At 31.5% G+C, this 25,106-nt stretch carries 19 protein-coding genes; 4 read left to right on the plus strand and 15 right to left on the minus strand.

What is annotated here, in order from left to right:
* Nucleotides 1–10 precede the first annotated feature (10 nt).
* Both ACZ451_RS03760 and ACZ451_RS03765 read left to right on the plus strand, forming a co-directional pair.
* Entirely contained in the window at nucleotides 11–658 is a 648-nt protein-coding gene (locus ACZ451_RS03760) for a ComF family protein (RefSeq protein ID WP_464215759.1), read from the plus strand.
* 57 nt (nucleotides 659–715) lie between these two features.
* Entirely contained in the window at nucleotides 716–2,332 is a 1,617-nt protein-coding gene (locus ACZ451_RS03765) for an Ig-like domain-containing protein (protein WP_464215761.1), read from the plus strand.
* Here the strand turns inward: ACZ451_RS03765 and ACZ451_RS03770 are convergent.
* The 5 genes from ACZ451_RS03770 to katG form a co-directional block, all read right to left on the minus strand.
* Nucleotides 2,322–3,089, minus strand: a complete 768-nt coding sequence (locus tag ACZ451_RS03770) for an amidohydrolase (RefSeq protein WP_464215762.1) — start codon at nucleotides 3,087–3,089, stop codon at nucleotides 2,322–2,324. The genes ACZ451_RS03765 and ACZ451_RS03770 overlap by 11 nt on opposite strands.
* An 11-nt stretch (nucleotides 3,090–3,100) precedes the next feature.
* Nucleotides 3,101–3,964, minus strand: a complete 864-nt coding sequence (locus tag ACZ451_RS03775; protein ID WP_464215763.1) for an alpha/beta hydrolase family protein — start codon at nucleotides 3,962–3,964, stop codon at nucleotides 3,101–3,103.
* A gap of 6 nt (nucleotides 3,965–3,970) precedes the next feature.
* Entirely contained in the window at nucleotides 3,971–4,534 is a 564-nt protein-coding gene (locus tag ACZ451_RS03780; RefSeq protein ID WP_464215764.1) for a hypothetical protein, read from the minus strand.
* A 24-nt stretch (nucleotides 4,535–4,558) separates the two neighbouring features.
* Nucleotides 4,559–5,032 (minus strand): ankyrin repeat domain-containing protein, encoded by a 474-nt coding sequence (locus ACZ451_RS03785; protein ID WP_464215765.1) that lies wholly within the window; start codon nucleotides 5,030–5,032, stop codon nucleotides 4,559–4,561.
* A 97-nt stretch (nucleotides 5,033–5,129) separates the two neighbouring features.
* A complete protein-coding gene (katG, locus tag ACZ451_RS03790) occupies nucleotides 5,130–7,328 on the minus strand; it encodes a catalase/peroxidase HPI (protein ID WP_464215766.1) in 2,199 nt (732 codons plus the stop codon).
* 204 nt (nucleotides 7,329–7,532) lie between these two features.
* Here katG and ACZ451_RS03795 point away from each other — a divergent pair, with 204 nt between their 5' ends.
* The gene (locus tag ACZ451_RS03795; RefSeq protein ID WP_464215767.1) at nucleotides 7,533–8,135 is read left to right on the plus strand and encodes a DinB family protein; all 603 of its coding nucleotides are present in this window, start codon (nucleotides 7,533–7,535) and stop codon (nucleotides 8,133–8,135) included.
* A gap of 101 nt (nucleotides 8,136–8,236) precedes the next feature.
* Here the strand turns inward: ACZ451_RS03795 and ACZ451_RS03800 are convergent, their stop codons facing one another.
* Both ACZ451_RS03800 and ACZ451_RS03805 read right to left on the minus strand, forming a co-directional pair.
* The gene (locus tag ACZ451_RS03800) at nucleotides 8,237–9,598 is read right to left on the minus strand and encodes a DUF5689 domain-containing protein (protein ID WP_464215768.1); all 1,362 of its coding nucleotides are present in this window, start codon (nucleotides 9,596–9,598) and stop codon (nucleotides 8,237–8,239) included.
* A gap of 56 nt (nucleotides 9,599–9,654) precedes the next feature.
* Nucleotides 9,655–12,378 (minus strand): TonB-dependent receptor, encoded by a 2,724-nt coding sequence (locus ACZ451_RS03805; protein ID WP_464215769.1) that lies wholly within the window; start codon nucleotides 12,376–12,378, stop codon nucleotides 9,655–9,657.
* A 114-nt stretch (nucleotides 12,379–12,492) separates the two neighbouring features.
* On the opposite strand from ACZ451_RS03805, the gene ACZ451_RS03810 reads away from it, so the two are divergent.
* The gene (locus tag ACZ451_RS03810) at nucleotides 12,493–13,539 is read left to right on the plus strand and encodes an endonuclease/exonuclease/phosphatase family protein (protein WP_464215770.1); all 1,047 of its coding nucleotides are present in this window, start codon (nucleotides 12,493–12,495) and stop codon (nucleotides 13,537–13,539) included.
* A gap of 32 nt (nucleotides 13,540–13,571) precedes the next feature.
* Here the strand turns inward: ACZ451_RS03810 and ACZ451_RS03815 are convergent, their stop codons facing one another.
* The 8 genes from ACZ451_RS03815 to hppD form a co-directional block, all read right to left on the minus strand.
* Nucleotides 13,572–14,705, minus strand: coding sequence for a retropepsin-like aspartic protease (locus ACZ451_RS03815; protein ID WP_464215771.1), 1,134 nt, complete (start codon nucleotides 14,703–14,705; stop codon nucleotides 13,572–13,574).
* 128 nt (nucleotides 14,706–14,833) lie between these two features.
* Nucleotides 14,834–15,271 carry a hypothetical protein gene (locus tag ACZ451_RS03820; RefSeq protein WP_464215772.1) on the minus strand — a complete coding sequence of 146 codons (438 nt, stop codon included), beginning with the start codon at nucleotides 15,269–15,271 and terminating at the stop codon, nucleotides 14,834–14,836.
* Between the two features lie 95 nt (nucleotides 15,272–15,366).
* Nucleotides 15,367–18,588, minus strand: coding sequence for a TonB-dependent receptor (locus ACZ451_RS03825; protein ID WP_464215773.1), 3,222 nt, complete (start codon nucleotides 18,586–18,588; stop codon nucleotides 15,367–15,369).
* A gap of 169 nt (nucleotides 18,589–18,757) precedes the next feature.
* Complete coding sequence (pgi, locus tag ACZ451_RS03830) at nucleotides 18,758–20,401, minus strand: glucose-6-phosphate isomerase (RefSeq protein ID WP_464215774.1); 1,644 nt, start codon at nucleotides 20,399–20,401, stop codon at nucleotides 18,758–18,760.
* Nucleotides 20,402–21,691: a peptidoglycan DD-metalloendopeptidase family protein gene (locus ACZ451_RS03835; RefSeq protein ID WP_464215775.1), complete on the minus strand. Its 1,290-nt coding sequence runs from the start codon at nucleotides 21,689–21,691 to the stop codon at nucleotides 20,402–20,404.
* Nucleotides 21,692–21,696: 5 nt separating this feature from the next.
* Nucleotides 21,697–22,665, minus strand: coding sequence for a tryptophan 2,3-dioxygenase family protein (locus ACZ451_RS03840; RefSeq protein ID WP_464215776.1), 969 nt, complete (start codon nucleotides 22,663–22,665; stop codon nucleotides 21,697–21,699).
* 8 nt (nucleotides 22,666–22,673) lie between these two features.
* The gene (locus ACZ451_RS03845; RefSeq protein ID WP_464215777.1) at nucleotides 22,674–23,453 is read right to left on the minus strand and encodes a DUF3108 domain-containing protein; all 780 of its coding nucleotides are present in this window, start codon (nucleotides 23,451–23,453) and stop codon (nucleotides 22,674–22,676) included.
* 478 nt (nucleotides 23,454–23,931) lie between these two features.
* A complete protein-coding gene (gene hppD / locus ACZ451_RS03850; RefSeq protein WP_464215778.1) occupies nucleotides 23,932–25,071 on the minus strand; it encodes a 4-hydroxyphenylpyruvate dioxygenase in 1,140 nt (379 codons plus the stop codon).
* Nucleotides 25,072–25,106 lie beyond the last annotated feature (35 nt).

The raw sequence follows: 25,106 nt of genomic DNA on the forward strand, positions 1-25,106 counted from the left end.
CCTATTACCTATGGGGTGTTTTGGATGTAATGCACACTTGCATAAAGGTGAACGATTATTGTGTACCGTTTGTCGGAATCAATTACCACTTACCGAGTACAACTTTAACGAAAAAAACCCTATTGATCGTATATTTTATGGAAAAGTAATGATAAAAAAAGCAAGTTCCTTCTTATTTTTCGCTAAAAATGGTATCGTTAAAAACCTAATTCATCATCTAAAATATAAAAATCAACAAGAAATTGGTTCTTTTTTAGGAGATTGGTATGGGGAGATTTTGCTAAAAAATAAAAACTTAAAGCATATAGATTATATTATACCTGTTCCATTACATAAAAAGAAGTTTCAAAAACGTGGTTATAATCAGATAACTTTATTTGGAAAACGATTAGCCTATTATTTAAATGCTCCTTATTTAGAAGGTATCTTATTAAAAACTAAAAATATAAAAACGCAAACCAAAAAAGATCGTTTTTCGAGATGGAAAAGTAATGAAAACATATATCGTGTAGATAATTACAAACTACTAGAAAATAAAAATATCCTTTTGGTTGATGATATCATTACTACAGGAGCAACATTAGCTTCCTGTGCTGAAATACTATCTAAAATTAAAGGTGTTAAAATTTACATAACTACAATAGCAGTGGTCCCATAAACTTCATAATTCTACAAATTAATTCGTTTCTTTGTTCTATATATTTTTCCACAAGATATGATTAGACGCTTTTTAGGATTTTTATTTTTAATAGTAGCTATATTCTCTGTATATCAATGTGCCCGTAGAGGTAATCCTACAGGAGGAATAAAAGATGAAATACCTCCTAAATTGATTAAGGCTAAACCTGAAAATTTAAGTGTTAATTTTACAGGAAATAAAATAACTTTAGAATTTGATGAATACGTTAAATTAAAAGATTTACAAGAACAATTAATCATTTCACCACCACTTAAAAATACTCCTATAATTACACCTCTAGGTTCTGCAAGTAAAAAAGTAGAAATTATATTAAAAGACACACTACTGGAAAATACAACCTACACTATAAACTTTGGACAGAGTATTATTGATAACAATGAAGGAAACCCAAATAGCTTTTTAACATATATTTTTTCTACTGGAAGTTATATTGACTCTTTATCAATTTCTGGAGTTGTAGCCGATGCTTTTAAAAAAGAAGCAGACCCCTTTATTAGCGTAATGCTTTATGAAATTGATAGTACTTATAATGATTCTACTATCTATAATAGACCACCAAATTATGTTACAAATACCTTAGATAGTACTATCTTTTTTAAATTAAATTACCTTAAAAAAGGAAAGTATGCATTGTTTGGCCTTAAAGATGAAGCAAAAGATAATAAGTTTAATCAAAGTGTAGATAAAATAGCCTTTGTTACAGATACCATTTCTATTCCTACAGAAGAAATTTATCTCTTAAACCTATTTAAAGAAGAATTAGACTATAGCATTTCTGTGCCTAATTATGCAGCAAAAAATAAAATTATTTTTGGATATAATGGCGATTATAAAGACCTCCAAATAAATACTTTAACTAAAATACCTGATACCGTAAGAACTTTAATTACAAAAATGCGAGACAAAGACACCTTAAATTATTGGTTTACTCCTTTTGAGGCAGATTCTCTTGTTTTTGCAATTACAAATAAAAGATTAAAAGTAACCGATACATTTTCTATTAAACCCAGAAAGGTAGATTTAGACTCTTTGGTCTTATCTACAAATACTAGTTCGTTACTAAATTTTGAGGAAGATTTTGCTATTTTGGCCAACATCCCCATTATGAAAACGGATACTAGTAAAATAGAGATTATAAATAAAGATTCTCTACCAGTAGCTTACACACCAATATTAGATACTTTAAACAATACATTTAAAATGTCTTTTGAAAAGAACCCAGAAGAAAACTACAAAATAAAAATTTTACCCAAGTTTTTAGAAGATTTTTTTGGAAATACAAATGACACCTTAACGTATAGCCTTAACACAAAAAAATATGAAGATTATGGCAATATATCTTTTAATTTAACTGGCTATGTTAAATATCCAATATTAGTACAACTAACAGATAAAAAAGGGGAACAAGTAAAAGTAGAAAAATATACTACAGAGCCCGAAGTTGTTACGTTTACAAATCTAACTCCTGGGGAATATATCGCTCGCGTAATTTTTGATGAGAATAAGAATAAGAAATGGGACACTGGTAATTATCTAAAAAAAATACAACCAGAAAAAGTAAGCTATTTCCCTGAAATTATAGAAATGCGTGCCAATTGGGATGAAATAAAAACGTTTAGAATTATAGAGTAAAGCCATCCCGATCTTCTAAAAATTTTAATTTATTTCTTGTATTTGTAATATGATTTTTATCTAAGGTTGCATATACTATTTCTTCTTTATTAGAAAATGCTATTTCTTTACCTAATACATCATAAACCGCTGAATGACCCGTATATTCATATCCAATTTCGTCTAAACCAATTCTATTAACACCAACAGCATAAGACATATTCTCTATAGCTCTGGCTTTTAATAGGGTATCCCAAGCATTTACCCTTGGTTTTGGCCAATTAGCAACATAGATTAAAATATCATAATCTACTGTATTTCTAGACCATACAGGAAAACGCAAATCGTAACAAATTAGGGGGCATATTGTAAAGTCTTTATAAGTCACTATTAACCTTTCTTCACCAGCTTTATAGACATCACTCTCACCTGCGAGTGTAAAAGTGTGCCGCTTATCATAAAAAAAGAAGGCTCCATCAGGTTTTACAAAAAACAACCGATTTGTATAGTCCTTTTTTTCAAAGAAAGGAATACTACCCATGATAGCTGTATTTTTTTCTTTTGCAATTTTTTTCATCCATTCTAATGTTACAACTCCATCATCTTTGGCCATATTTTGTGGATGCATTGTAAAACCAGTAGTAAACATTTCTGGTAAAACGATAAGGTCTATATCTTCAGAAATTGCATCTATTTTTTTAGAAAAAATAGTTCTATTTGCTTTAGGGGTTTCCCAAACTATAGGAGATTGTACTAATGCTATATTAAGTTGAGACATAGTAGTGTATTTTAACCGTGTTGCTTTATAAAATTAATACTTATACCTACTACTTCTTCTAAATGCTCTGGCATTTTATCAAATTCCCAAGGATGTTTTCCTCCAAAAACATGATTAGCGCCATCAATTATAAAAAAATTACTTTTTGGATACCATTTATGTAAATTTTCTGCCGCTATTATTTCTACACTTGTATCTGCATTACCATGTATAATACAATATGGTAACTGTAGCTCTTTTACCGCATTTTTTACCGTTAAGCGTTCCTCATTTGCAATATAATCTTCTAAAAATTGATAATAATGAGGCATCTTTTGTTTTGTTCTACCATTTATAATATAGCGTACTCCATCTGCCTTCCATTTTGGAAAATCTTCTTCTTTACCCAACATTCTGCTTAAATTACTTACTCCTGCCCATGAAATAATCCGTGATACTCTATTATCCTCATTTGCTTTAATTGTTATAATTCCGCCGCCTCTAGAATGCCCAATTAAGGTAATATCATTTGCATTTACAGAAATACTTTTGTCAAAATTAGAACCACTTACCCAATCTAGTATCAATTCCAAATCATCTAACTCTTTTGTAAAATTATTATTCCCAAAAGCTTCTAAATCTGGAAAATCTATAGGCTGTTCTATAGTACCGCCATTATGAGAAAAATTAAATTTAATAAAACAAAAACCTGCATTTGCAAAAGCTTCAGCAACTAAATGCCAACAACCCCAATCTTTAAAGCCTTTGTAACCATGGCAAAACACTACTACTGGTAATGGTTCTTTTGCTATCTTAGCATATATATCTGTTATGATAGGTTTTTGATGCTTCCCTTCTAAGACAATATTTTTTTTGATCATCATATCGTTCATCATTGCAACTTATTTTATTGTTATTTTATAATGATATAGATCTAATTTATGTACTCCTTCAAAACTAAAATCTGCACTACTAGAATCTACATATTTATAACCTAATATATCTTCATCTCCTAAGTACTTCTCAATACTTAAATAATCTTTTGTATCAAAAGCACTTAATAGTGTTTTATAATGTAATCTAATAAGAGGATCTATTTGTTTTATTGAAGCATCAGAATCTTGTTCTATCAATAAAAATAAGTAACTAAGGTTTTTACTATTTTTTATTGAAAATGTAGTAGTCTTATTTGAGGCATCTAATGTTGTTTCATCACTATAAATTAAGTTACTTATGGTCTCACTATTTTTATCTAAATGATATATTAAAACAAACAACTCGTCATTTTTAGATGATAAACGACTCATATCTTCACTAAAATCTATTGCTTCAACAACAAAAAGCATACTGTCTTTTTCGGATATTTTTAGCGTTTTTGTAGCATCATTATGATACGCTACTCCTTTTTTATTTTTACAACTAAAAAATAATCCTATAACTACTAGAAGAAATACGATATACCGCATTTAAATAAAATATAAAGTATGCATCTAGTCTTCTAATATGGTAATTAAATTAGTAAAACCTTGCATTTTTGCATGATCTAAGGCAGTATTTCCTCTACCATCTTTTGCATTTTTATCTGCTCCATTTTCTAACAAAAGCTTTAAAATCTCTTCTTTATTAAATGTTGCTGCATAAATTAAACAGGTGCCTCCCATTGCATTGGTCGTATTTATATTTGCACCTTTTTCAATTAACTTTTTGGCAATTTTTATGTCCCCTTTAAAACAAACTCCCATTAGAGCTGTATTTCCAGAGCTGTCTTTTGCATCTACTTCTGTTCCTAACTTTAAAAGTAAATCGGCAATAGCTTCATTGCTATAATACGTTGCTAAGATTAAAGGCGTACTTCCTCTTTGATCTCTTGCAGTCATTAAAGTTGGACTTGCATCCAACATTTCTTTCACTGCTTCGGTATTTCCATTACGGATTTCATTAAAAAAACGTTCTATATTTTCCATCCATTTAAAAGTATAAAAAAACTGCCACATCTATGTAATAGGTGTAGCAGTTTTAAGGGTATTATTAAATTTTCTTTTTCTTATAGCTTACTTAAAATTAAGCTAAATCAAAACGATCAGCATTCATAATTTTATTCCAAGCTACAATAAAATCATTTAAAAACTTTTCTTTTGCATCAGCAGAACCATATACTTCTGCTATTGCTCTTAATTCTGTATTAGAACCAAAAATAAGATCTGCTCTAGTACCTGTCCATTTAAGTTCTCCTGTAGCACGATTACGACCTTCAAACACAGTTTCATCGCTAGAAGCAGCTTTCCAAGTAGTACTTAAGTCTAATACATTTACAAAGAAATCATTAGAAAGTGAACCTGCATTAGCTGTAAATACACCATTATTTGATCCATCATAATTAATATTAATACTTCGTAAACCTCCAAATAAAACAGTCATTTCTGGTATAGACAATGTTAATAATTGTGCTTTATCTATAAGTAATTCTTCTGCTGTTGCTTTTATTTTTGGATTTACATAATTTCTAAATCCGTCTGCAATAGGCTCTAAATGTTGGAAAGATTGGATATCTGTTTGCTCTTGTGAAGCATCGCCTCTTCCTCCTGTAAAAGGAACTACAACAATATGCCCAGCATTTTTAGCAGCTAATTCTATACCTACATTACCTGCTAAAACAATAAGATCTGCCATAGAAACTTCTACACCTGCAGAAGTTTTAATATCCTCTAAAGCATTTAATACTTTATCTAATTGATCTGGGTTATTTACAGACCAACTTCTTTGTGGCTCTAAACGGATACGTGCTCCATTAGCGCCACCTCTTTTATCTGATCCTCTAAAAGTGGATGCTGATGCCCAAGCTGTACCTACTAATTCTGAAACAGAAAGTCCTGCTCTTGCAATGGCAGTTTTTAAGGTATTTACATCTGCATCACTTATATTTTTACCTGTAGGAACACGATCTTGCCAGATAAGTTCTTCTTGAGGTACTTCTGGGCCTAAATAGCGTTGAATTGGTCCCATATCACGATGCGTTAATTTAAACCAAGCACGTGCAAAAGCATCTTCGAACGCTTCATGATCTGTATGAAAACGCTTAGATATCTCTAAATATTTAGGGTCTTTTTTAAAAGCCATATCCGCAGTAGTCATCATTAACTCTTGCGTTTGTGTTGCATCACCTGCTTTTGGAGCCATTCTGGCTTTAGAAGCATCTGTAGGTCTCCACTGGTGTGCTCCTGCTGGACTTTTTGTTAATTCCCAATCATAATTCAATAAAACATCAAAATAGTCATGATCCCATTTTGTTGGGTTAGGTGTCCAAGCACCTTCAATTCCACTAGTAATAGTATCATCACCAACACCAGTACCAAAGTTATTTTTCCAACCCGTACTCATTTCTTCAATAGCAGCTCCTGCTGGCTCTGCACCAACATATTTATCTGGATCTGCCGCTCCATGTGCTTTCCCAAAAGTGTGACCACCTGCCCCTAATGCTACGGTTTCTTCATCATTCATTGCCATACGGCCAAATGTTTCTCTAATATCATATGCTGAACCTAAGGGATCTGGATTTCCACCTGGTCCTTCTGGATTCACATAAATAAGCCCCATATGAGATGCACCTAAGTGTCCTTCTAATTCACGTTCACCTGAATAGCGTTTATCATCGCCCATCCATTCTGTTTCTGAACCCCAGTATACATCTTGTTCTGGTTCCCAAACATCTTCACGACCCCCTGCAAAACCAAATGTTTTAAAGCCCATTGACTCTAATGCACAATTTCCTGCAAGGATCATTAAATCTGCCCAAGAAATTTTTCTACCATATTTTTGTTTAATAGGCCATAGTAATAAACGAGCCTTATCTAAATTACCATTATCTGGCCAGCTGTTTAATGGTGCAAAACGTTGTTGCCCTGCTCCAGCACCTCCACGACCATCACCAACTCTATAAGTACCTGCACTATGCCATGCCATTCTAATGAAGAAAGGTCCGTAATGGCCATAATCTGCTGGCCACCAGTCTTGCGAATCTGTCATTAAATTAATAACATCTTGTTTAAGTGCCGCAAAATCCAGGCTATTAAATGCTTCTGCATAGTTAAAATCTTCATCCATTGGATCAGATTTAACTGTATTTTGACGTAAAATATTTAATTTTAATTCGTTTGGCCACCAGTCTCTATTAGCAGTTCCACTGCCCGAAGTAACTTCTATACTTCCACCCATAAAAGGGCACATGCTAATATCGCCGTTTTTGTGATTGTTGTTATCCATAGATTTTATGTTGCTATTTAAATTTATAAGACGGGTAAAATTAAAAAAAATAACAACTCAATCATAATTAAATTATATCATTATGTTATTCAACAATAGATTTATCTTATTGCTATTACTCTCTGTAAATTATTGTGTTTTTTTACCTAAAATTTCGCCATCTCAATAGACTTCATATCTTTGGCGACCTAAAACACAAGGAAAATGAAAAAAATTATTCTATCATTATTTGTATTATTTTTTAGTATTGGTGCTCTAAATGCACAACTTACTAAAACGGATAAGAAAGCTGTTCTTACTGAATTAAAAAACAGTACTAAAGCGCTAAAAAAAGCTATAAAAGGACTTAGCGAGGCGCAATTAAATTACAAAAGTTCTCCAGAATCTTGGTCTATTGCAGAATGTATAGAGCATATTACTATTTCAGAAACTAATATTTTTGGAATGACGGAAGGGGCCTTAAAAACTGCTGCAGACGCTTCTAAACGCAGTGATGTTGCCATGACAGATGAGAAATTGTTAGCTACCATACGGGACAGGAGTGGTAAATTAAAAACCTCTAAAGCTTTTGAACCATCTGGTAAATATGGCTCTTTTAAAGAAACACTTGCTGCATTTTGTGCTAAAAGAAAAAGCAATATGGCTTTTGTTAAAAACACTGATACTAATTTAAGAAACCATTATACCCAATCTCCTTTTGGCACTATAGATGCTTTACAAGTACTATTGTTTATGTCTGGACATGTAGACCGTCATCTTGCTCAAGTTAATGAGATAAAGGCTGATGCTAATTACCCTTCTATATAAAATAGCTGTTATAAATAAGCTAAAAAGGAGCAGTTATATAACTGCTCCTTTTTAATATATACTTACAACTGCTAACTACACACTTATTGTAATTTAAGCAGTTAATCTTTAACACCAGGATTAAAATCTTCTGGAGCATTTTGGGGTAAGTTTACCGTTTCTTCGCCTCCAGTATCATTATAAATTGTCCACTCATTAAAGGTAAAATTTGAATTTCCATTACTAATAGTACTCATACGAACAGCTCTACCATCTTCAAATTCATGATTTGTATTTGTTCCATCTTCTCCAATAATTCCAAAAACATCTATAACCGCACCAAATGGGTCTACCAATTCTAGATTATCATCTCCATTAGAATCTGCAGGGCTATTAACACCAGCACTTACATCTGGAGCAAAACCAAAGACTGCTTCAAATTCTACAGCATTTGCAGCTATAATTAAGGTACTTTCACCAGCAATACTAAAGCCTGATAAATTTACGCTTGAACTTACTTCTACATTAGCATTGGTATAACGGTTTAGTGACCAATTTTTTAATGATAAAGGAGTTGTACTTGCATTATACAACTCTACAAACCTTGCTTTAGCATTATTATTTGGATCTGCTATTTCGGAAATAAAAATCTGATTGGAACTAAACTCATCTATAACATCCTCACACCGCTCTTCCGTAAAACTAATATCTTCTAAGGCTCTAATTACAATACTATTCCTATTGTTTTCTCTGATTAAAACACCTACAATACTTCCATTTTTATTTGGTAATACCGCATCTTGAAAGTCAGAAAATCCACTATTTAATAATACAATTTCATTATCATCACAATCTGATAAGGTTCGTTTTGTTGCTTCTCTTTCTAATGCAAAAGGTAAGTTTAGTTCTTCTGCTATGACCTCTATATCATTTAATTGTACTAATGTATTGGTTAACATTTCATTAAGCTCAGTAATTGATACTTGTTTAGGTTTTAAAAGCCCTTTTTCATCACATGATAAAAACAGATGCTGATTTACAACTGTATTTGGCAACCTCCCTACAGTGGCATTTCCGAAAGAAGTAAAAACACCTCCTAGTTTAAATACGCCTTTGCTTTTTCCTAAATAAAGTCCTTTTAATCTAATTAGAATCTTACTCCCTACTGGGTAAAACAAATGCGAATCGCGCACATCAATTTCTATTTGGAAACCTTCTGTAGGGTTTTCTAAATTATTTTGAAAATGTAATACACTAAAGAAATTACTTTTTTCATCAGATGATATAACATACCCTTCAATGATTAAATCTTCTTGAATTTGAATGGTTTCTTCTACATATAAATTTTTAACTTCGCTATAAGTTGCATTGGCTACTATAGCTGTAGTACAAGAATTTTCTGGAGCGTCAAAAGTATTATCATTAACGCAAGCACATAACATTACAATAACCAAAAGGCTTAATATCCGTTTTATAGTATTCATATTATTATAATTCTTAGACCTGTCAGGTTTTAAAAACCTGACAGGTCTATATGTATCTAAAAGCTGTAGGCAAAATTTAAAAAATAGGTTCGCCCAAAACCGTACCAATATTTTGGAGCAAATGATGGTGTACCACTTAAATTATCTTGTTGCAATTGTCCAAAATTCCCATTTCTACTTTGCTCAAATCCGCCTGTCCTAAAAACACGATCAAACACATTATTAACACTTGCAAAAACACTAATATATTTTCCTTTTTTAAGCCAAGATTTTCCTCCCACTATATTTAAAAGGTAACTGTTCTCTAATGGTTTTTGCGCTAAAAGCTTATTTACATTTTCTGGAGTAGCATTTGGGAAAGGCATTCCCGTATCTGGATCTAATACAAAACTCTGAGTTCTGGTTATCGTAGAAATATTAGCATAATTATTGGCTAAATAGTTTGCAGTTCCAGAAATCCACCAATATTTTGGATCTCGATAGGAAATTCCTAATGAAAAGGCTTGTTGTGGTCCTTGTGCTAATTTATATCCTTTTATAGTAGCAAGGCCTAAATCTATATTCCCTTCTGGGTTTATAAGGTCTTCTACAGCACCAGCAGTATCAAAATTAATAACCACATTTGGATTAGCATTATACGTGTATTTCCCAACAGCGGCGACAGCGGTTAAAGTCACTGCAGAAGATAACTTATATTCTAAACCTAATTCTGTTCCTATGTGTAATTTCCCTACACCAGTTAAAACTTCTTGCACAAAATCTGATCCTATACCGGCATCAACAAAAAAGAAATTAACATCCGTACTATTTTTAAATTGTGTATAGAAAGACGATAGTCTTCCTGTAAGTTTAGGCAATCGTATAAAGTAATTGAAATCTACCGTAGAAATAACTTCACTTGTACTGTTGGGAACAATTTCATTGTTTTCTCTAGGATTAATAAATACATTTTGCAAAACTGGAGCTTTTGTTTGGTATGCGCCCCGTACCGACACAATATGCCTTCCTGTAAATTGATAGGTAAAAGCACTTTTAACTCCATAATCATCAAATCCTTGTTGCCTACTTTCTCCTAAGGAATTAGTAATGAATCTTTGATTTAAAAATAAGCCTTCTCTCTGGTAATTATTCTTTTTATAACTCCCCGCTATAAATCCATTCCAATGATTTGTTTGTAATCGTATTTGTAAAAAAGTGGCTATTGCTTCAGCATTCATATTATAATTATAGCTAAAAATATCATTTTCACTTTTTCGTATTTCGCCATCAACATCATTCAACGTATTTGAAAAAACATCGATATCTTCATGAAAGTTTGCACCCAATACATCTTGAATTTTAGCATAATTATTAGATTTTAATTTTTTATACGCCATTCCAAAATCTATTTGTATTTTTTTATTTAAAAATAAATTTCCTGTTGTATTAAGGCTTAACTGACGGTCTTCTGCAACATCGTCATACAAAACATAAGCGGCTTGTTCTCTATTATTAGCGGTATATACTTTAGTCCAATCTAACTGTGGGTTTTCTAAAAAACCTTCTTTAGCTTGGTTTGCACTTAAAAAATTTGCCCCTATAGGGCTATTAATATAAAAACTAGGCAAATACCTGTAGTAGGTTGGATCTGGATTTGGCGCATTATAAAAACCTAATCTACCTCTACTATTTATACCCGATTGGTATGCTATTCCAGTATTTAATTGAAAAGTATCTGATTCATAATAATGGTTAAACATTAGAAGAGGCTCTGCTATTTTTCTTTCTCGAGCATTTCTTATTTCTCCATTTTGCTTTCCCCAATATGGATTGTATTTTCTTCCTGTAATTTCAAAAACTTCTTCTGTTAATGCAGATGATCTTCCTCTACGATTACTAGCATAGATACCTGTAAAGTTTATACTATTTTGTTTATTAAGTTGATATTCTATTGCTGCAAAAAGAGAAAAGGCATCATACAAAGTACCATTAATATAGCCTTGTTTAGCGGATCTTCTAGAGCCAGAAAAACTATAAGCAAAACCATTTTTTGTTTTAGAAGTATGTGTCACCATAAGTCTTCCCGTATAAGTACGGTTAGATGCAGAGGAGGACAAACGAGTACCTGAACGCATTTTAGATGGTCTTGTATCAATATTAGTATTTCCTAATATGCCTCCAAATGTGTAATTAGAAGCACCTATCCCATTTGTAAATTGCTGATTACGAGTTACATCATTTAAACCTCCCCAATTATTCCATTGCGGTCTACCATCAAAAAACTTATTCATCTCAATACCATTCATCAATACTGTTCCGTTTTGAGCATCGTAACCTCTAACTCTAAAAAATGCTTGTCCAAAATCAAACGCAGCTCTACTTAAAAAGATATCTCTTGTAGCCTGTAATAAGCCAGATGAATTAGAACTTAGCTCATCATCAAATAATTCTGCATCTGTTAAAGTAATGAGATTATCTGTTTGTTCTACGGTGATATCTTTTTCTAAATAAATAGTTCCTAAATTGATATTTTCATTAATCGTATTAAATGGAATTCGAATCGTTACATAGTCAACTTTTGAAATATTTAAAATGATATGATCCAGAGCTGAAAAAGAAATCTCAAAATATCCTGAAGCATTTGTTATTACTTCAATACTTTTCCCTTCTATACCAATTAGAACATCATCTAATATTTTTTTAGAATGATTAGCAACAATATTTCCTGAAATTTTAATTTTTTCTTGAGCATGACTGTAAAAATAGAGTGTAAAAAGAACGAGAAATAGCGCATATTTCATACTGGTTTGGTTAGTTTAGTCTATATTTTACTTACAATATAAATTAAAAAATCTTAATTTATACGATTTTTCTGAATATAATATATTATTTTACTTAAAAATATAGATTATTTTATGTCAAAATTTTATTTTAATTTATGCATTCTTTTTAGTGTTATTTCTTTATTTAGTACTGCGCAACAAAAAAAGCCTTATAAAATACAGACTATAGCTTTCTATAATGTTGAAAATTTATTTGATGTTTATAATGATTCTTTAACGTTTGATGATGACAGAACTCCAAAAGGTAAAGACAACTGGACCTTAAAAAGGTATCATCAAAAATTAGAAAACATTGCTAAAGTACTCTCGGAGATTGGAAAAGATGTTACCCAAACTTCTCCGGATATTATCGGTTTATGCGAAGTAGAGAATAGAAAAGTTGTACAAGACCTTATTAATCACCCCAAGCTTATCCAAAAAAATTACGGAATTATTCATATGGATTCACCTGACGAACGTGGTATTGATGTTGCCTTATTATATAAAAAGTCAGCTTTTATACCAAGTACTTTTAAAAGCCATAGACTTTTACTTTATAATGATGATGGTTTTAGAAATTTTACTCGAGATCAGTTAGTGGTCAACGGTTTTTTAGACAATGAAGAATTTTACTTTATTGTAAATCATTGGCCTTCTAGAAGTGGGGGTGAAGCAAGAAGTAAACCGAATAGATTAGCTGCTGCCAAACTCAATAAAAATATTATAGATTCTATTGTACAACTAGATCATAATGCAAAGATTATTAGTATGGGCGACCTAAACGATGATCCCACAGATGATAGTTTAAAAAAAATATTACGAACTAAAGGAAAAGTTACTACTCTTGAAAATGCATTACTTTTTAATCCTATGGAAAAATTGTACAAAAAAGGTATTGGCTCTTTAGCGTATAGAGATCAATGGAATTTGTTTGATCAGCTTTACTTTACCAAAAACTTACTCGATAAAGAGGAAGGCCGCTATTATTTTTGGAAAACAAATGTGTTTTCACCTTCTTATCTTATTGATGCTAAAGGAAAATACAAAGGCTACCCACTACGCACCTATGCCGGTGGTAGTTATATCGGCGGCTATAGTGATCATTTTCCTGTGTATTTATTTTTGATAAAATCTCTTTAAAGCAGCTCATATACTTAATAAAACACCTTAGGCTAAGGGTCTGTAATAGCAAAGAGTTCTTTTTTATGCACTAGTACTTTTTGCCCCTTTAAAAAAACAAACTCTAGTGCTTTATTTTCTTTATTGCATTGGCCAAGGTATTTTTTAAGTGTGCAAAAATCAGTAAATACTTTTTCATTAACAGTTTTAATTTCATCACCTTGTCGGATGCCTAAATTCCAAGCTTCACCACCTTCTTTAAGATGTAAAATAAGCATCTTTTTATTTTTAATTACAGCACTACAATCATAACTCCATAAATCTTCTGAAATATAATTAGCAGAGCTATAGAGCTTATTATTTCTTAGGCTTAGAAACAAGCGTTTATCTTTCCAAAGGTTATTCCCAATTTTTGTAGTTTGATTAGAGTAAGACACTATAGGTTTTACAGTTACCTTACTTGAAACAATTTCTGGAAGCTGTACTGTTTTAGAATAGGTTGGTGTTAAAACACCATTGGCATCAAAAAAACCACTATAAAAATTAGCCTTAGGGTACTTTGCAATATTTATAAGGTTATAGTTTTTTTTACTAACATCGGATTCTCCAGCACCTGTATCCAATAAAAAATTAATGCGTTTTCCATTCATTTTAAAAAAGACGGATGGACGCTTATTCTTAAAATTAAAATCTAAAGCATGCATTTTTTGTATTTCTTTAGGGTAATAGTTAGTAGGAGACATGATCAGTATTTTTTTCTTATAATCAATTATCCAATTAAAATGCTGCGTAATATCAACTCCAAGTACACCATCAATATTATAACAGGCATAAATAGTACTTTTATCTGTTCCTCCTAAAATACGATGTTTTGTAATTTTTCGACTTCCTAGCTGAATAGTACCACTTTTATAATAGCGTTTTTTTGTTCTAGATCCACTAGATGTTGTTAAGTATGTAGTAGTAGTTGTAGGTTTCAGTTCACTTTTAACCCAAGAAAAACCCAAGCTTAACTGTGCTCCTGTATCAAAAGCAAATTGTTTTTCTACTCCATTAAATGTAATTGGGATAATAATTAGTCCTAAATCGTCTCTAAATGGAATAGTATCTTGATATACACCAGTTTTTTGCGCCTGAAGTTTTATAAAAATAATACTAATGACTATAAAAAAGATTGCTTTTTTCATTACTTTTCTCTGTGATATATACTATATAGACAAGCCTTTTAATGGGTTGTTACACTATATCACAAAATTTAGCTGATCTTCTTATTTAGACCTATTGGATCCTTATATTTAGAAAAAACGAAATATTTTTAAAACCACTGACTCCAAGGAATTCTACTTAAAAACAATAGTAAACCTAAGCCATAGAAAATAGAGATGGTTTTAAATTTTCTTTTGGCTTCCATTATTTTTTTATGCTTAGACCAGCCAATAGTGATAAAAATTACAGCTAAAATATTTACAAATGGATGTTCTACTGCTAATAAACGTTGTAAGGAACTCATCCCTCCCATTCCTAATTCTTGTATGGTTTTAAAACCTTTGGGAGAAACAAAGTACAATACTAAACCTGCTAAAAGTTGTAAATGAGATAATATCAGCGCAAATAGACTTAGTCTAAAGTCCTTTTCTAAGGTGAACATTTTATTTCCAAACAAACCTCTAATAGCATTTATAACGGCTAATATTAAAATAGCTAAAACAATATATGCTAAATAGGAATGTAGGTTAAGAAGTATATCGTACATCATAAAGATTTTTAGTTCCTTAAAAGTAATTAAAATTTTGGGCATAAAAAAACCCTGCCTACTGACAGGGTTTTTGCATAAAAAAATTTAAGTTTTTAGAAACTATATCTTACTCCTAATTGTGCTTGCCATCTAGAAGATTGGAAACCTTGATCATCTATATTATTCAATGCACCATCTATTCTATTATTAAAAGTAAATTCTGGTGTAGTTCCATCCGCTGCAAATCCTTCAAAATTTACTAAAGAAGCTGTGTCAAAGGCACTAGTAAAAAATCTTCTACCCCAATCTCTATTAATTAAGTTGGTGAAGTTAAAAATATCTGCAGAAATCTGAATCGTATGCTTCTTTTCGCCAACCATAAATGAAAAATCTTGAGCAACTTTTAAATCTACCACATGACTCATTTTTGCTCTTGAAGCATTTCTCTCAGCAAACTGACCTCTTCTAGTACTTAAGTAATCATCTCCGGCAATAAATGCATCTAAAGCGGCCCATTGTTCAGCTGCTGTAGCTGTTATTGTGCCATCTCTAGCCACATCATCTACTAAATTAGATTCTGCGAAATTACTAGGAATAAATGGTAATGCAACAAAAGACTCTCCAGTATCATCTATTAAATTATCCCTACCACCAACTACATAACTAAATGGAGTACCATCTGCTCCTTCATAAAATAAACCTAAAGTCGTTTTAACATTTTTAGACCATTTAAAATCTGCAACTACATTAGCTAAGTAACGATCTCCTTGTGAAAAATCTGATGTAGAAAGCGTTAAGTTATTGGAACCATTAACACTTTCATTAAATGCAAAATTAGAGATGTTTTGAGAAGAGGTTCCCTCAAATAAAACATCAGAATCTCCATAAGAATATGTTGCTTGTGCACGAACATCAACAAAAGAGCTATAGAAATTTTTAGAAAGCGATAAGGAAGCATTCCAAGATTTTCCTTGTTCTGTATTTGAAATTAAATAAATTCCTCCATAGGTATTATCTACTCTTCTTCCTCCAAAGTTAGCTCTGGATCCTGCCCCAGTTGTAGCAAACTGTGGCCCTACTAAATTTAAATCTTCTAATTTAAGTCCGTTTACAGTAGCATTACTAATAACTTCTGCTGAAACCACAAAGCCTTTAGGAAGCCTCTGATCTAATGCTATACTAGCTTTAAATGTTTGAGGAAGTTTTAAATCGTCTGATAATAAATCTATATTTCCTTGAAATATTCTATCTTCTCTAAATTGTGTGTTTACATCTGGATTAAAAGATGGAACATTATTTGGGTCTGCAGGATCTCTAGGTCTAAAAATTCTTGTATTTGCTACGTTATTACCAGTATTATTGTATGCTCCTCCAGGCCATACTAATGGTATTCTAGACGTAAATATTCCTAAACCACCTCTAATCTGTGTTTTTTTATTGTTTTTTACATCCCAATTAAAACCTACTCTTGGAGAAAAATGTGCTTTTGTTCTAGGGCCTTGTCCTACAAGTCCGCCTTCCAAATCTTTTCCTGCAGCTTCTAACAAGCCAACTGTTCTGGTATTAAAATCAGTATTTGTACGACCATCATCCCAAATAGGAAAATCAAAACGTGCTCCTACAGAAAATCTAAAATTATCAGCTACTTGAACTTCATCCTGTACATAAAAGCCAAGTTGGAATAATTCAAATTCTGCAGTTCCAACTGAATTATCTCCAACACCACCTAGTACAGAATAACTACTTCTGTATTCATTAGGATCATCATCAAAAAAATCTTGCAATGTGTTATAAGTATATTCTCCAAAATTTCTTCCAAAGAAAATATTTGTAATATCACTATACTCATTATGTGTTCCTATAGTTATAGAGTGTTTTCCTGAATAAATTTGGAAATTATTGGTAAGTGTTAGAATATCTTGGTTCAATAAATTTGCTGTTGAAAATGGTTCTGAACCAGCAAATATTCTTGCATCGCCATCATTAATTTCTATCCTTGGAAAAGGATCACCATTAATGTTTCTATCATCTCTTACTCTTGTATATCCTAAAATTAAATTGTTAGCCAAATTATTTCCAAAAGTTGAGTTTAATTCTAATGAAGCTGTATTAGTTATAGATTCGAAATTTTGACCAGAATTATCGAATGTAATATTTGTACTAGTTGATCTTCCTATGCCAAAGAAATTAGCCTTTACATAGTTATTTCTAAAGGATAACTTGTGATTGTCATTAATATTCCAATCGATCTTAAAGATTAATTTATCACTTTGAAGCGTTCTTGTATTACTATCAAATGTACCTGCATTATAACCGTATTCTGATTGAAGAAAGTTACTAAAAGTATCCAATCCTGCTAAACCAGAATCACCATCATAGGTACCTTCAAAAGGTTGTGGTGTTTCATCGTCTTGTCTTTCATAATTAAGAAAAAAGAATACTTTATCTTTTACTAAAGGACCACCTACTCTAACACCATAGGTTTGAGCAGTAAACTCAGGTAATTTTGTTCCTTCTGCACCATCATCTAAACCTGGTGTTTTCCCTGCTAAATCCTGATTTCTGTATAAAAAATAGGCAGATCCTTCAATTTCATTAGTTCCTGATCTTGTAATAGCATTAATAGCACCACCAGAGAAACCACCAATCTTAACATCATAAGGTGCTACATTAACTTGAAATGATTCTATTGCATCAATTGAAATAGGATTTACACCTGTTTGCCCTCCGTTAGTTCCTGCACCAGATAATCCAAAAACATCATTATTAATTGCTCCATCAATATAAATGGCATTGTAACGATTGTTTTGCCCTGAGATAGAAATTTCATTATCATCTCTTATCTGAGCTTCGGGAGTTAGTCTCGCAAAATCAGCTATAGATCTAGACACCGTTGGTAATGAAGCTACTTTTCTGCTATCGATATTAGTACCAGAACCTGTTTTACTAGAATCAAATATCTGACTACCCTGTGCCGTAACAACAACTTCATCTAATGCTGTTGCTGACTCGCCCAGTTTTGTACTGATTCTTTCTGTAGCTCCTAAATTTAAAACTACTCCTTCTTTTACAAAATCTTCAAATCCTACATAAGAAATTGTAATAATATAAGGCCCTCCAATTCGCATACCTGAAATACGATAAAAACCATCAAAATCTGTAATAGCCCCATACTTAGAACCAGACGGAGTATGTATAGCAACTACATTAGCTCCAGGTAGGGGTTCCCCTAAATTATCTGTTACTTGACCACCTAAGCCTGAAGTTGTAACTCCTTGTGAAAAGGCTAATGCTGAATATAGAAATAAAGCAAAAGCGAAATAAATGTTTTTCATTTTTTAAGTTTGTTTTAGTTTTATTTTGTTGCAAAAGTGCTTTAATTATAGCACTTAAATATTAACAAAACGTTAAATTAGTCGTGTTAAAATTAACAAAAAAATGACTTCTTAAAAATTGAAAGACAATAAGTTATCAAACTTTATCAAGAAATATCAATACACTGGATTATTTCTTAAAAAAATCCAAAAGGTTTAATGTAGAAGCATCATGTTTAGCAATTTCTGAATTTTGAATATCATTCAAAATTGCTGTTGCTAATTGTTTTCCTAGTTCTACTCCCCATTGGTCATAACTGAAAATATTCCAGATAATACCTTGTACAAATATTTTATGCTCGTACATCGCTATAAGAGCTCCTAAACTTTTTGGGGTAAGCTTATCTATTAGTATGGTATTGGTAGGGTTGTTTCCTTTAAAAACTTTAAAAGGTTCTAAAGTGTTTATTTCAGCTTCAGAAATGCCTTTAGCTTCTAATTCTGCTCGTACTTCACCTAAGGTTTTACCATTCATTAAAGCTTCTGTTTGTGCAAAAAAATTAGCCATCAATTTATTGTGATGATCTGTATCTCCATGTAGCGATTTTTTATAGCCAATAAAATCGGTTGGGATTACCTTTGTACCTTGATGTATTAGCTGAAAAAAAGCATGTTGCGAATTGGTTCCTGGTTCTCCCCAAATAATAGTTCCTGTTTGGTAATCTATTGTGTCTCCGTTTCTATCTATACTTTTACCATTACTCTCCATAATGCCTTGTTGCAAATAGGCCGAAAAGCGACTCAAATACTGTGTATATGGAATAATTGCTTCAGTTTCCGCCTCATAAAAATTATTATACCACACACTTATAAGTGCTAAAACAACAGGTATATTTTCTTTAAAATCAGCAGTTTTAAAATGCTCATCCATTTCATTTGCTCCAGATAATAGTGCATCAAAATGCTTATACCCAACTGCTAATGCTATAGATAAACCAACAGCACTCCATAAAGAAAATCTACCTCCAACCCAGTCCCACATGGGGAAAACATTTTCTGCTGCTATTCCAAATTCAGCTATTTTTTCTGTATTGGTAGACACTGCCGCAAAATGTTTAGCAATATCTGCTTGTGAGGTGTTTTCTTTAGAAAGGAACCATTTTTTTATCGTTGTTGCATTGCTTAAGGTTTCTTGAGTTGTAAAGGTTTTAGATACTACTACAAATAATGTAGTTTCTGGATTTAGGGCTTTTAAGGTTTCATAAACATGATCTCCATCTACATTACTTACAAAATGCATTTTTAAATGGTTCTCATAAAACTTTAAAGATTCTACCACCATTGCTGGTCCTAAATCCGAACCGCCTATGCCTATATTTACAACATCTGTAAATGCTTTTCCGGTATATCCTTTTTTAGTTCCAGAAATAATAGCTTCTGTAAAGGTTTTTATCTTAGATTTTACTTCATAAACCTCATCTACTACATTTATACCATCTACTAAAATAGTATCGGTACTTTTTGCACGGAGTGCTGTATGCAAAACAGCCCTATTTTCGGTTTGGTTAATAGCTTCACCACCGTAATATTTCTGAATTGCATCTTTTAGATCCACTTCTTCGGCTAATGCTAACAATAGCTGCATTGTTTCTTCTGAAATTCTATTTTTAGAATAATCTACAAAAAAATCTTTCCAACGAATACTTAGTGCATCTGCTCTATTAGCATCTAAAGCAAATTGGGTTTTAATAGTTGTGTGTTTTTCCTTATTGTAGTGCTCAGTTAATTTTTTCCAAGCATTAGTAGTGGTTGGGTTTATATTTTTTAAGGGCATTTAATTTTCTATTATAGATGTTTCTTGTTTTGTTATTTCAACGGCTTCCTCTTTAATTTCAGGGAAAGGAATACTATCTAATTTAGCTTTTAAAGGGACTATATGTTCAAAAAATTTAATTTTTAAAGAATCTGAAATAGGCTCTGAATCGGGTAGTTTTTGTTTTAGTGGATCAACTTGTCTTCCGTTTTTCCAAAAACGATAACATACATGCGGTCCACCTGTATTACCAGTCATCCCTATCCATCCAATAACATCTCCTTGTTTTACAAAATCTCCTTTTCTAACATTTTGTGCCTTCATGTGCAGGTATTGTGTGCTGTAGGTTCCGTTGTGTTTTATTTTTACATATTTACCATTACCTCCTCTTCTGGTAGACTCTGTTACGGTACCGTTAGCGGTTGCTAAGATAGGTGTTCCTATTGCTGCGGCATAATCTGTTCCTTTATGAGGGCGTACTTTATATCCGTAATACTTTATTCTTCGCTTTAAATTATAACGAGATGAAATTCTACTAAACTTAACTGGTGCTTTTAGAAATGCTTTTCTGAGGTTTTTAGCATTCTGATCAAAATAATCTACAATATTCAATGTAGAATCTGCAATAAAAGGAAATGCATAAAAAGGCTCTCCGTTATGCTCAAAATAGGCATATTCAATAGGTTCATAACCAGCATAAATAGTATCATTTATAAATTTTTCTTTATAAACCACTTTAAATTTATCACCTTTTTGAAGTCTAAAGAAATCTATAGTCCAAGCATATATTTCAGATAAATCATTAGTAATACCATAATCAACGCCCATTTCGTCTATGGTGGTAGACAAATTACTTTCTATGATGCCAGATGCTTGGCGTGTAACATATTTTACACTTTTTTGTTTTTTGTATGCTGTAACAGAATCTCTAAGATCTATTACGGTGTAGTTAATACGGTCGTTCTCATAAATAAATACTTGAGCTGTCTCTGTAGTGTCTTTAGACTTTAATAAAACATATGGCTTACCCACTACAATACGCCTCACATCAAAAGTATCTTTATAATCTGTTGATACTTTATAGATTTTCTCGTAGTCAACTTTATGGCTCAAAAGTATTTCTCCAAAACTATCTCCACCTTTTACGGTATCTTTCTGGATCAGAAAATTTTCTTGATTAAAACCATAAATAGTTTTTATTTCAGGTTCTATAACAACTTCTTTTTCTACAATAATTTCATCTTTAACTTTTTTTTCGCCACAAGAAATTAGTAAAAAAACTACAATAAGTGTAAGCCAATATTTATACATTAGAACTATATACTTTTTTCTGGGTTAAAGATATGATCTACCCATTGTTTTCCCCAATTATTTAGCTCCTCATTTGAATATATTTTAGGGAAAAAGATGACTTTTTGAAAACTTGGCGGTAAATATTCCTTCCAATTACTACCTCCTGTAGCATCAATGGTTTTTTTATCTTTAGACAAATAACGATACGCAGAACCCATATGCATTAGTGGCCAGTTTACGTTAGCGTTAACATCTAATGTTTTCATTGCTTGCACCAACGCTTCATTAGCTCTTTCTTTTTTAGGTAAATTTAAATACTTATGGTAGATTGTATTTCCTTTTAATTGATTTGCAATTCTAACCAATCTGGGCGTATATCGGTATTCAAATTGTTTTAAGGTTAAGGTTTTATCTCCTGTAGTTTTATCTGTTGCTCCTTTTTTCCAATAAATTTTCTCATATAATTCTTCTATCGCATGCAATTCTGCTGAGAATTCTGCCCTTTCTGTATGGTGTACTAAATTTTCTAATGGGGTAGCATAAATTTCAATCATTCTATATTGTACAGATTGGAAACCGCTTGCTGGTAATAATGCCATTCTATATTGCAAAAACTGTTTTCTTTGCATCCCATTAATCATAATACTAAAAGAAGAAATTAATACTTTATAGTAATTATTAATTCGGGTTAATTTTTCTATAAAAATAGAAAGATCATGAGTTTTATCGTCTACCAATTGCTTTTGCTCATGTAGAATAAGCTTAAAATACAATTCTGTAATTTGATGATACATGATGAAGATTTCTTCATCTGGGAAGTGTGTTTTGGGAACTTGTAAACTTAGTAAGGTATCTAAATGTATATAATCCCAATAGGTTAAGTATCGCTGATATAAAAGTCCGTCTAAATAAGAACTTAAGTCTTGACCAGAATCTTTGTATTTATCTTTTAGTTTAGCAATTTGAGATTCAATAGCTTCCTTACTTTCCATGTGTATATTTAATCCATTATTATTTTGAATTGGTTTTTAAGTCCGTTATACCCATCTAAATCTGCCTTTATAGATCCTATTGCCAAATCTGCTTTTATACGTACAGGGATCTTATTTAAATCATTAGACACCCATAGCGACAGGCTTTCTTTTTCCTTAAAAACACGACCAGACTGCACATAAGGTCTAAATTTTAAACACTCTACTTTCCCGTATTTACTTTTTATAGTTTCTTTACCTAAATATTTTAATTTAAATTGAAATATACCATCATCATCATACAACATATTCAATTTAATAAATTCATTTTCAACTAAATCTTCTAATTGAAAATTATTTCTAATAAAGTAAAATGCTGAGACTAAATCTTGAATATCGTCCTTGATGGTAAAATTAACTTTTTTCTTATTCTTTTTATCATTTATAATAGCTTCTTTCTTTTTGTAGTCAAAATTAATCTCCATATCCTTTATATAGCCACCCTCATTTATATTTCTAACAAACTTATATGGCTTACCATCTTTTTTATCAAAATAACTTTCATAGACATCTTCTACTTTAAAAAAAGTTTTCGCTAAACCAGTTGTTCTCCCTTCTCCTTTTACATGGTAAACTGGCACACCATTAACCATATCATTTGTTAAATGTAATGTAGCAACGCTTGCATTTAACCAGCCATAGTGAATTCTAAATTTTAACCATTCTCCTGCCTTAAAAGCTTCTTTTTTGTTTTGCGCATTAACAGTAAACACAGAAAGAACCGCAACAAGTAGTATATATTTTTTCATAGCTATTATCATTTTAAAAATCATCTAGATAATCTAGGTAAAATTAGCAAGAAACGTTTGTAAAAACATTACTTTATAATTACTTAAACAAATTTTATTCCAAAGTATTGCATACTTAATAGACGCTCTTATTGAAATTATGTTACAATACTATTTAAACATGTAATTAGTAGTACTTAGGAGCTATAAATAACAAAAAATAAAATCACTTTTTGATCTATTTCATTGATGTATTATGTATTAATAGCGTCAACTTTTACAAAAAAAGCCCTGACTATTAAGTCAGGGCTTTCCCTAAATAACCAACCAAACTTTAATTTATGAAAAAACATTAGTTAAAGTTTAAAAGGGAACCACCCCTTAATAGTATAAAATTACAATATAAGAATTGGTTTAAAATTGCTTTTAACGTTCTTTAACTATGGTATTAACACAATTTTATGTTTCTGGTCTGCTTATTAAAAATAGTAAAGAACTATTAGAGTGTCCCTCTTGCATCCTGTTCCCTTTCTATGGCTTCGAATAATGCTTTAAAATTTCCTTTTCCAAATGATTTTGCGCCTTTTCTTTGAATAATTTCTATAAACAATGTGGGCCTATCTAAAATAGGTTTGGTAAATATTTGTAACAAATACCCTTCATCATCTCTATCTATTAAAATACCTAGTTCACTTAAAGGTTGTAGGTCTTCATCTATTTTACCAACTCTATCCAACACATCTTCATAGTAACTACTTGGTACAGTTAAAAATTCTATTCCTCTATTCCGTAATGCAGTTACTGTTTCTATAATGTTATCTGTTGCTAAAGCCATATGTTGAACGCCTGCTCCATTATAAAAATCTATATATTCTTCTATTTGAGATTTTTTCCTGCCATCAGCAGGTTCATTAATCGGAAATTTTATTCTACCATTACCATTACTCATTACTTTACTCATAAGTGCTGTGTATTCTGTAGAAATATCCTTATCATCAAAAGAAACTAATTGTGCAAAGCCCATAACTTTAGCATAAAACTCACACCATTTATTCATCTCATTCCAACCTACATTACCTACAATATGATCTACATATTTTAATCCAACAGGAGCGGGTTGATACAATGGTTTCCATGCTTTATAACCAGGCATAAAAATACCTTTGTAATTAGAACGTTCTACAAAAATATGGATCGTTTCTCCATAGGTATGAATTCCTGATAACACTACTTCTCCATCCGCATCTGTTATTGTTTTAGGCTCTAAATAACCTTTTGCACCTCGCTGTACGGTTTCTTTATAGCTTTTTGTAGCATCATCTACCCATAGCGCTACTACTTTTACACCATCTCCATGAGACTCAATATGTTTATTAATTTCTCCTCCCGGTTTTAAAGGAGAAGTAAGTACTATTCTTATTTTACCTTGCTGTAACACATAAGAAACTTTATCTTTTAATCCTGTTTCTAAGCCTGCATACGCTATGGGTTGAAAACCCCAAGCAGACATATAATAATGTGCCGCTTGTTTCGCATTACCAACGTAAAATTCTATATAATCTGTTCCTAAAAGTGGAAGAAAATCTTCTGCTTCTAAATTTTCTTTTGTTAATTTAAGTGATGTATTATCTGTTGTCATTTTTTTCTTTTTAAATAGATGATTAATACCAATTC

Source organism: Allocellulophaga tsushimaensis, from assembly GCF_055383085.1.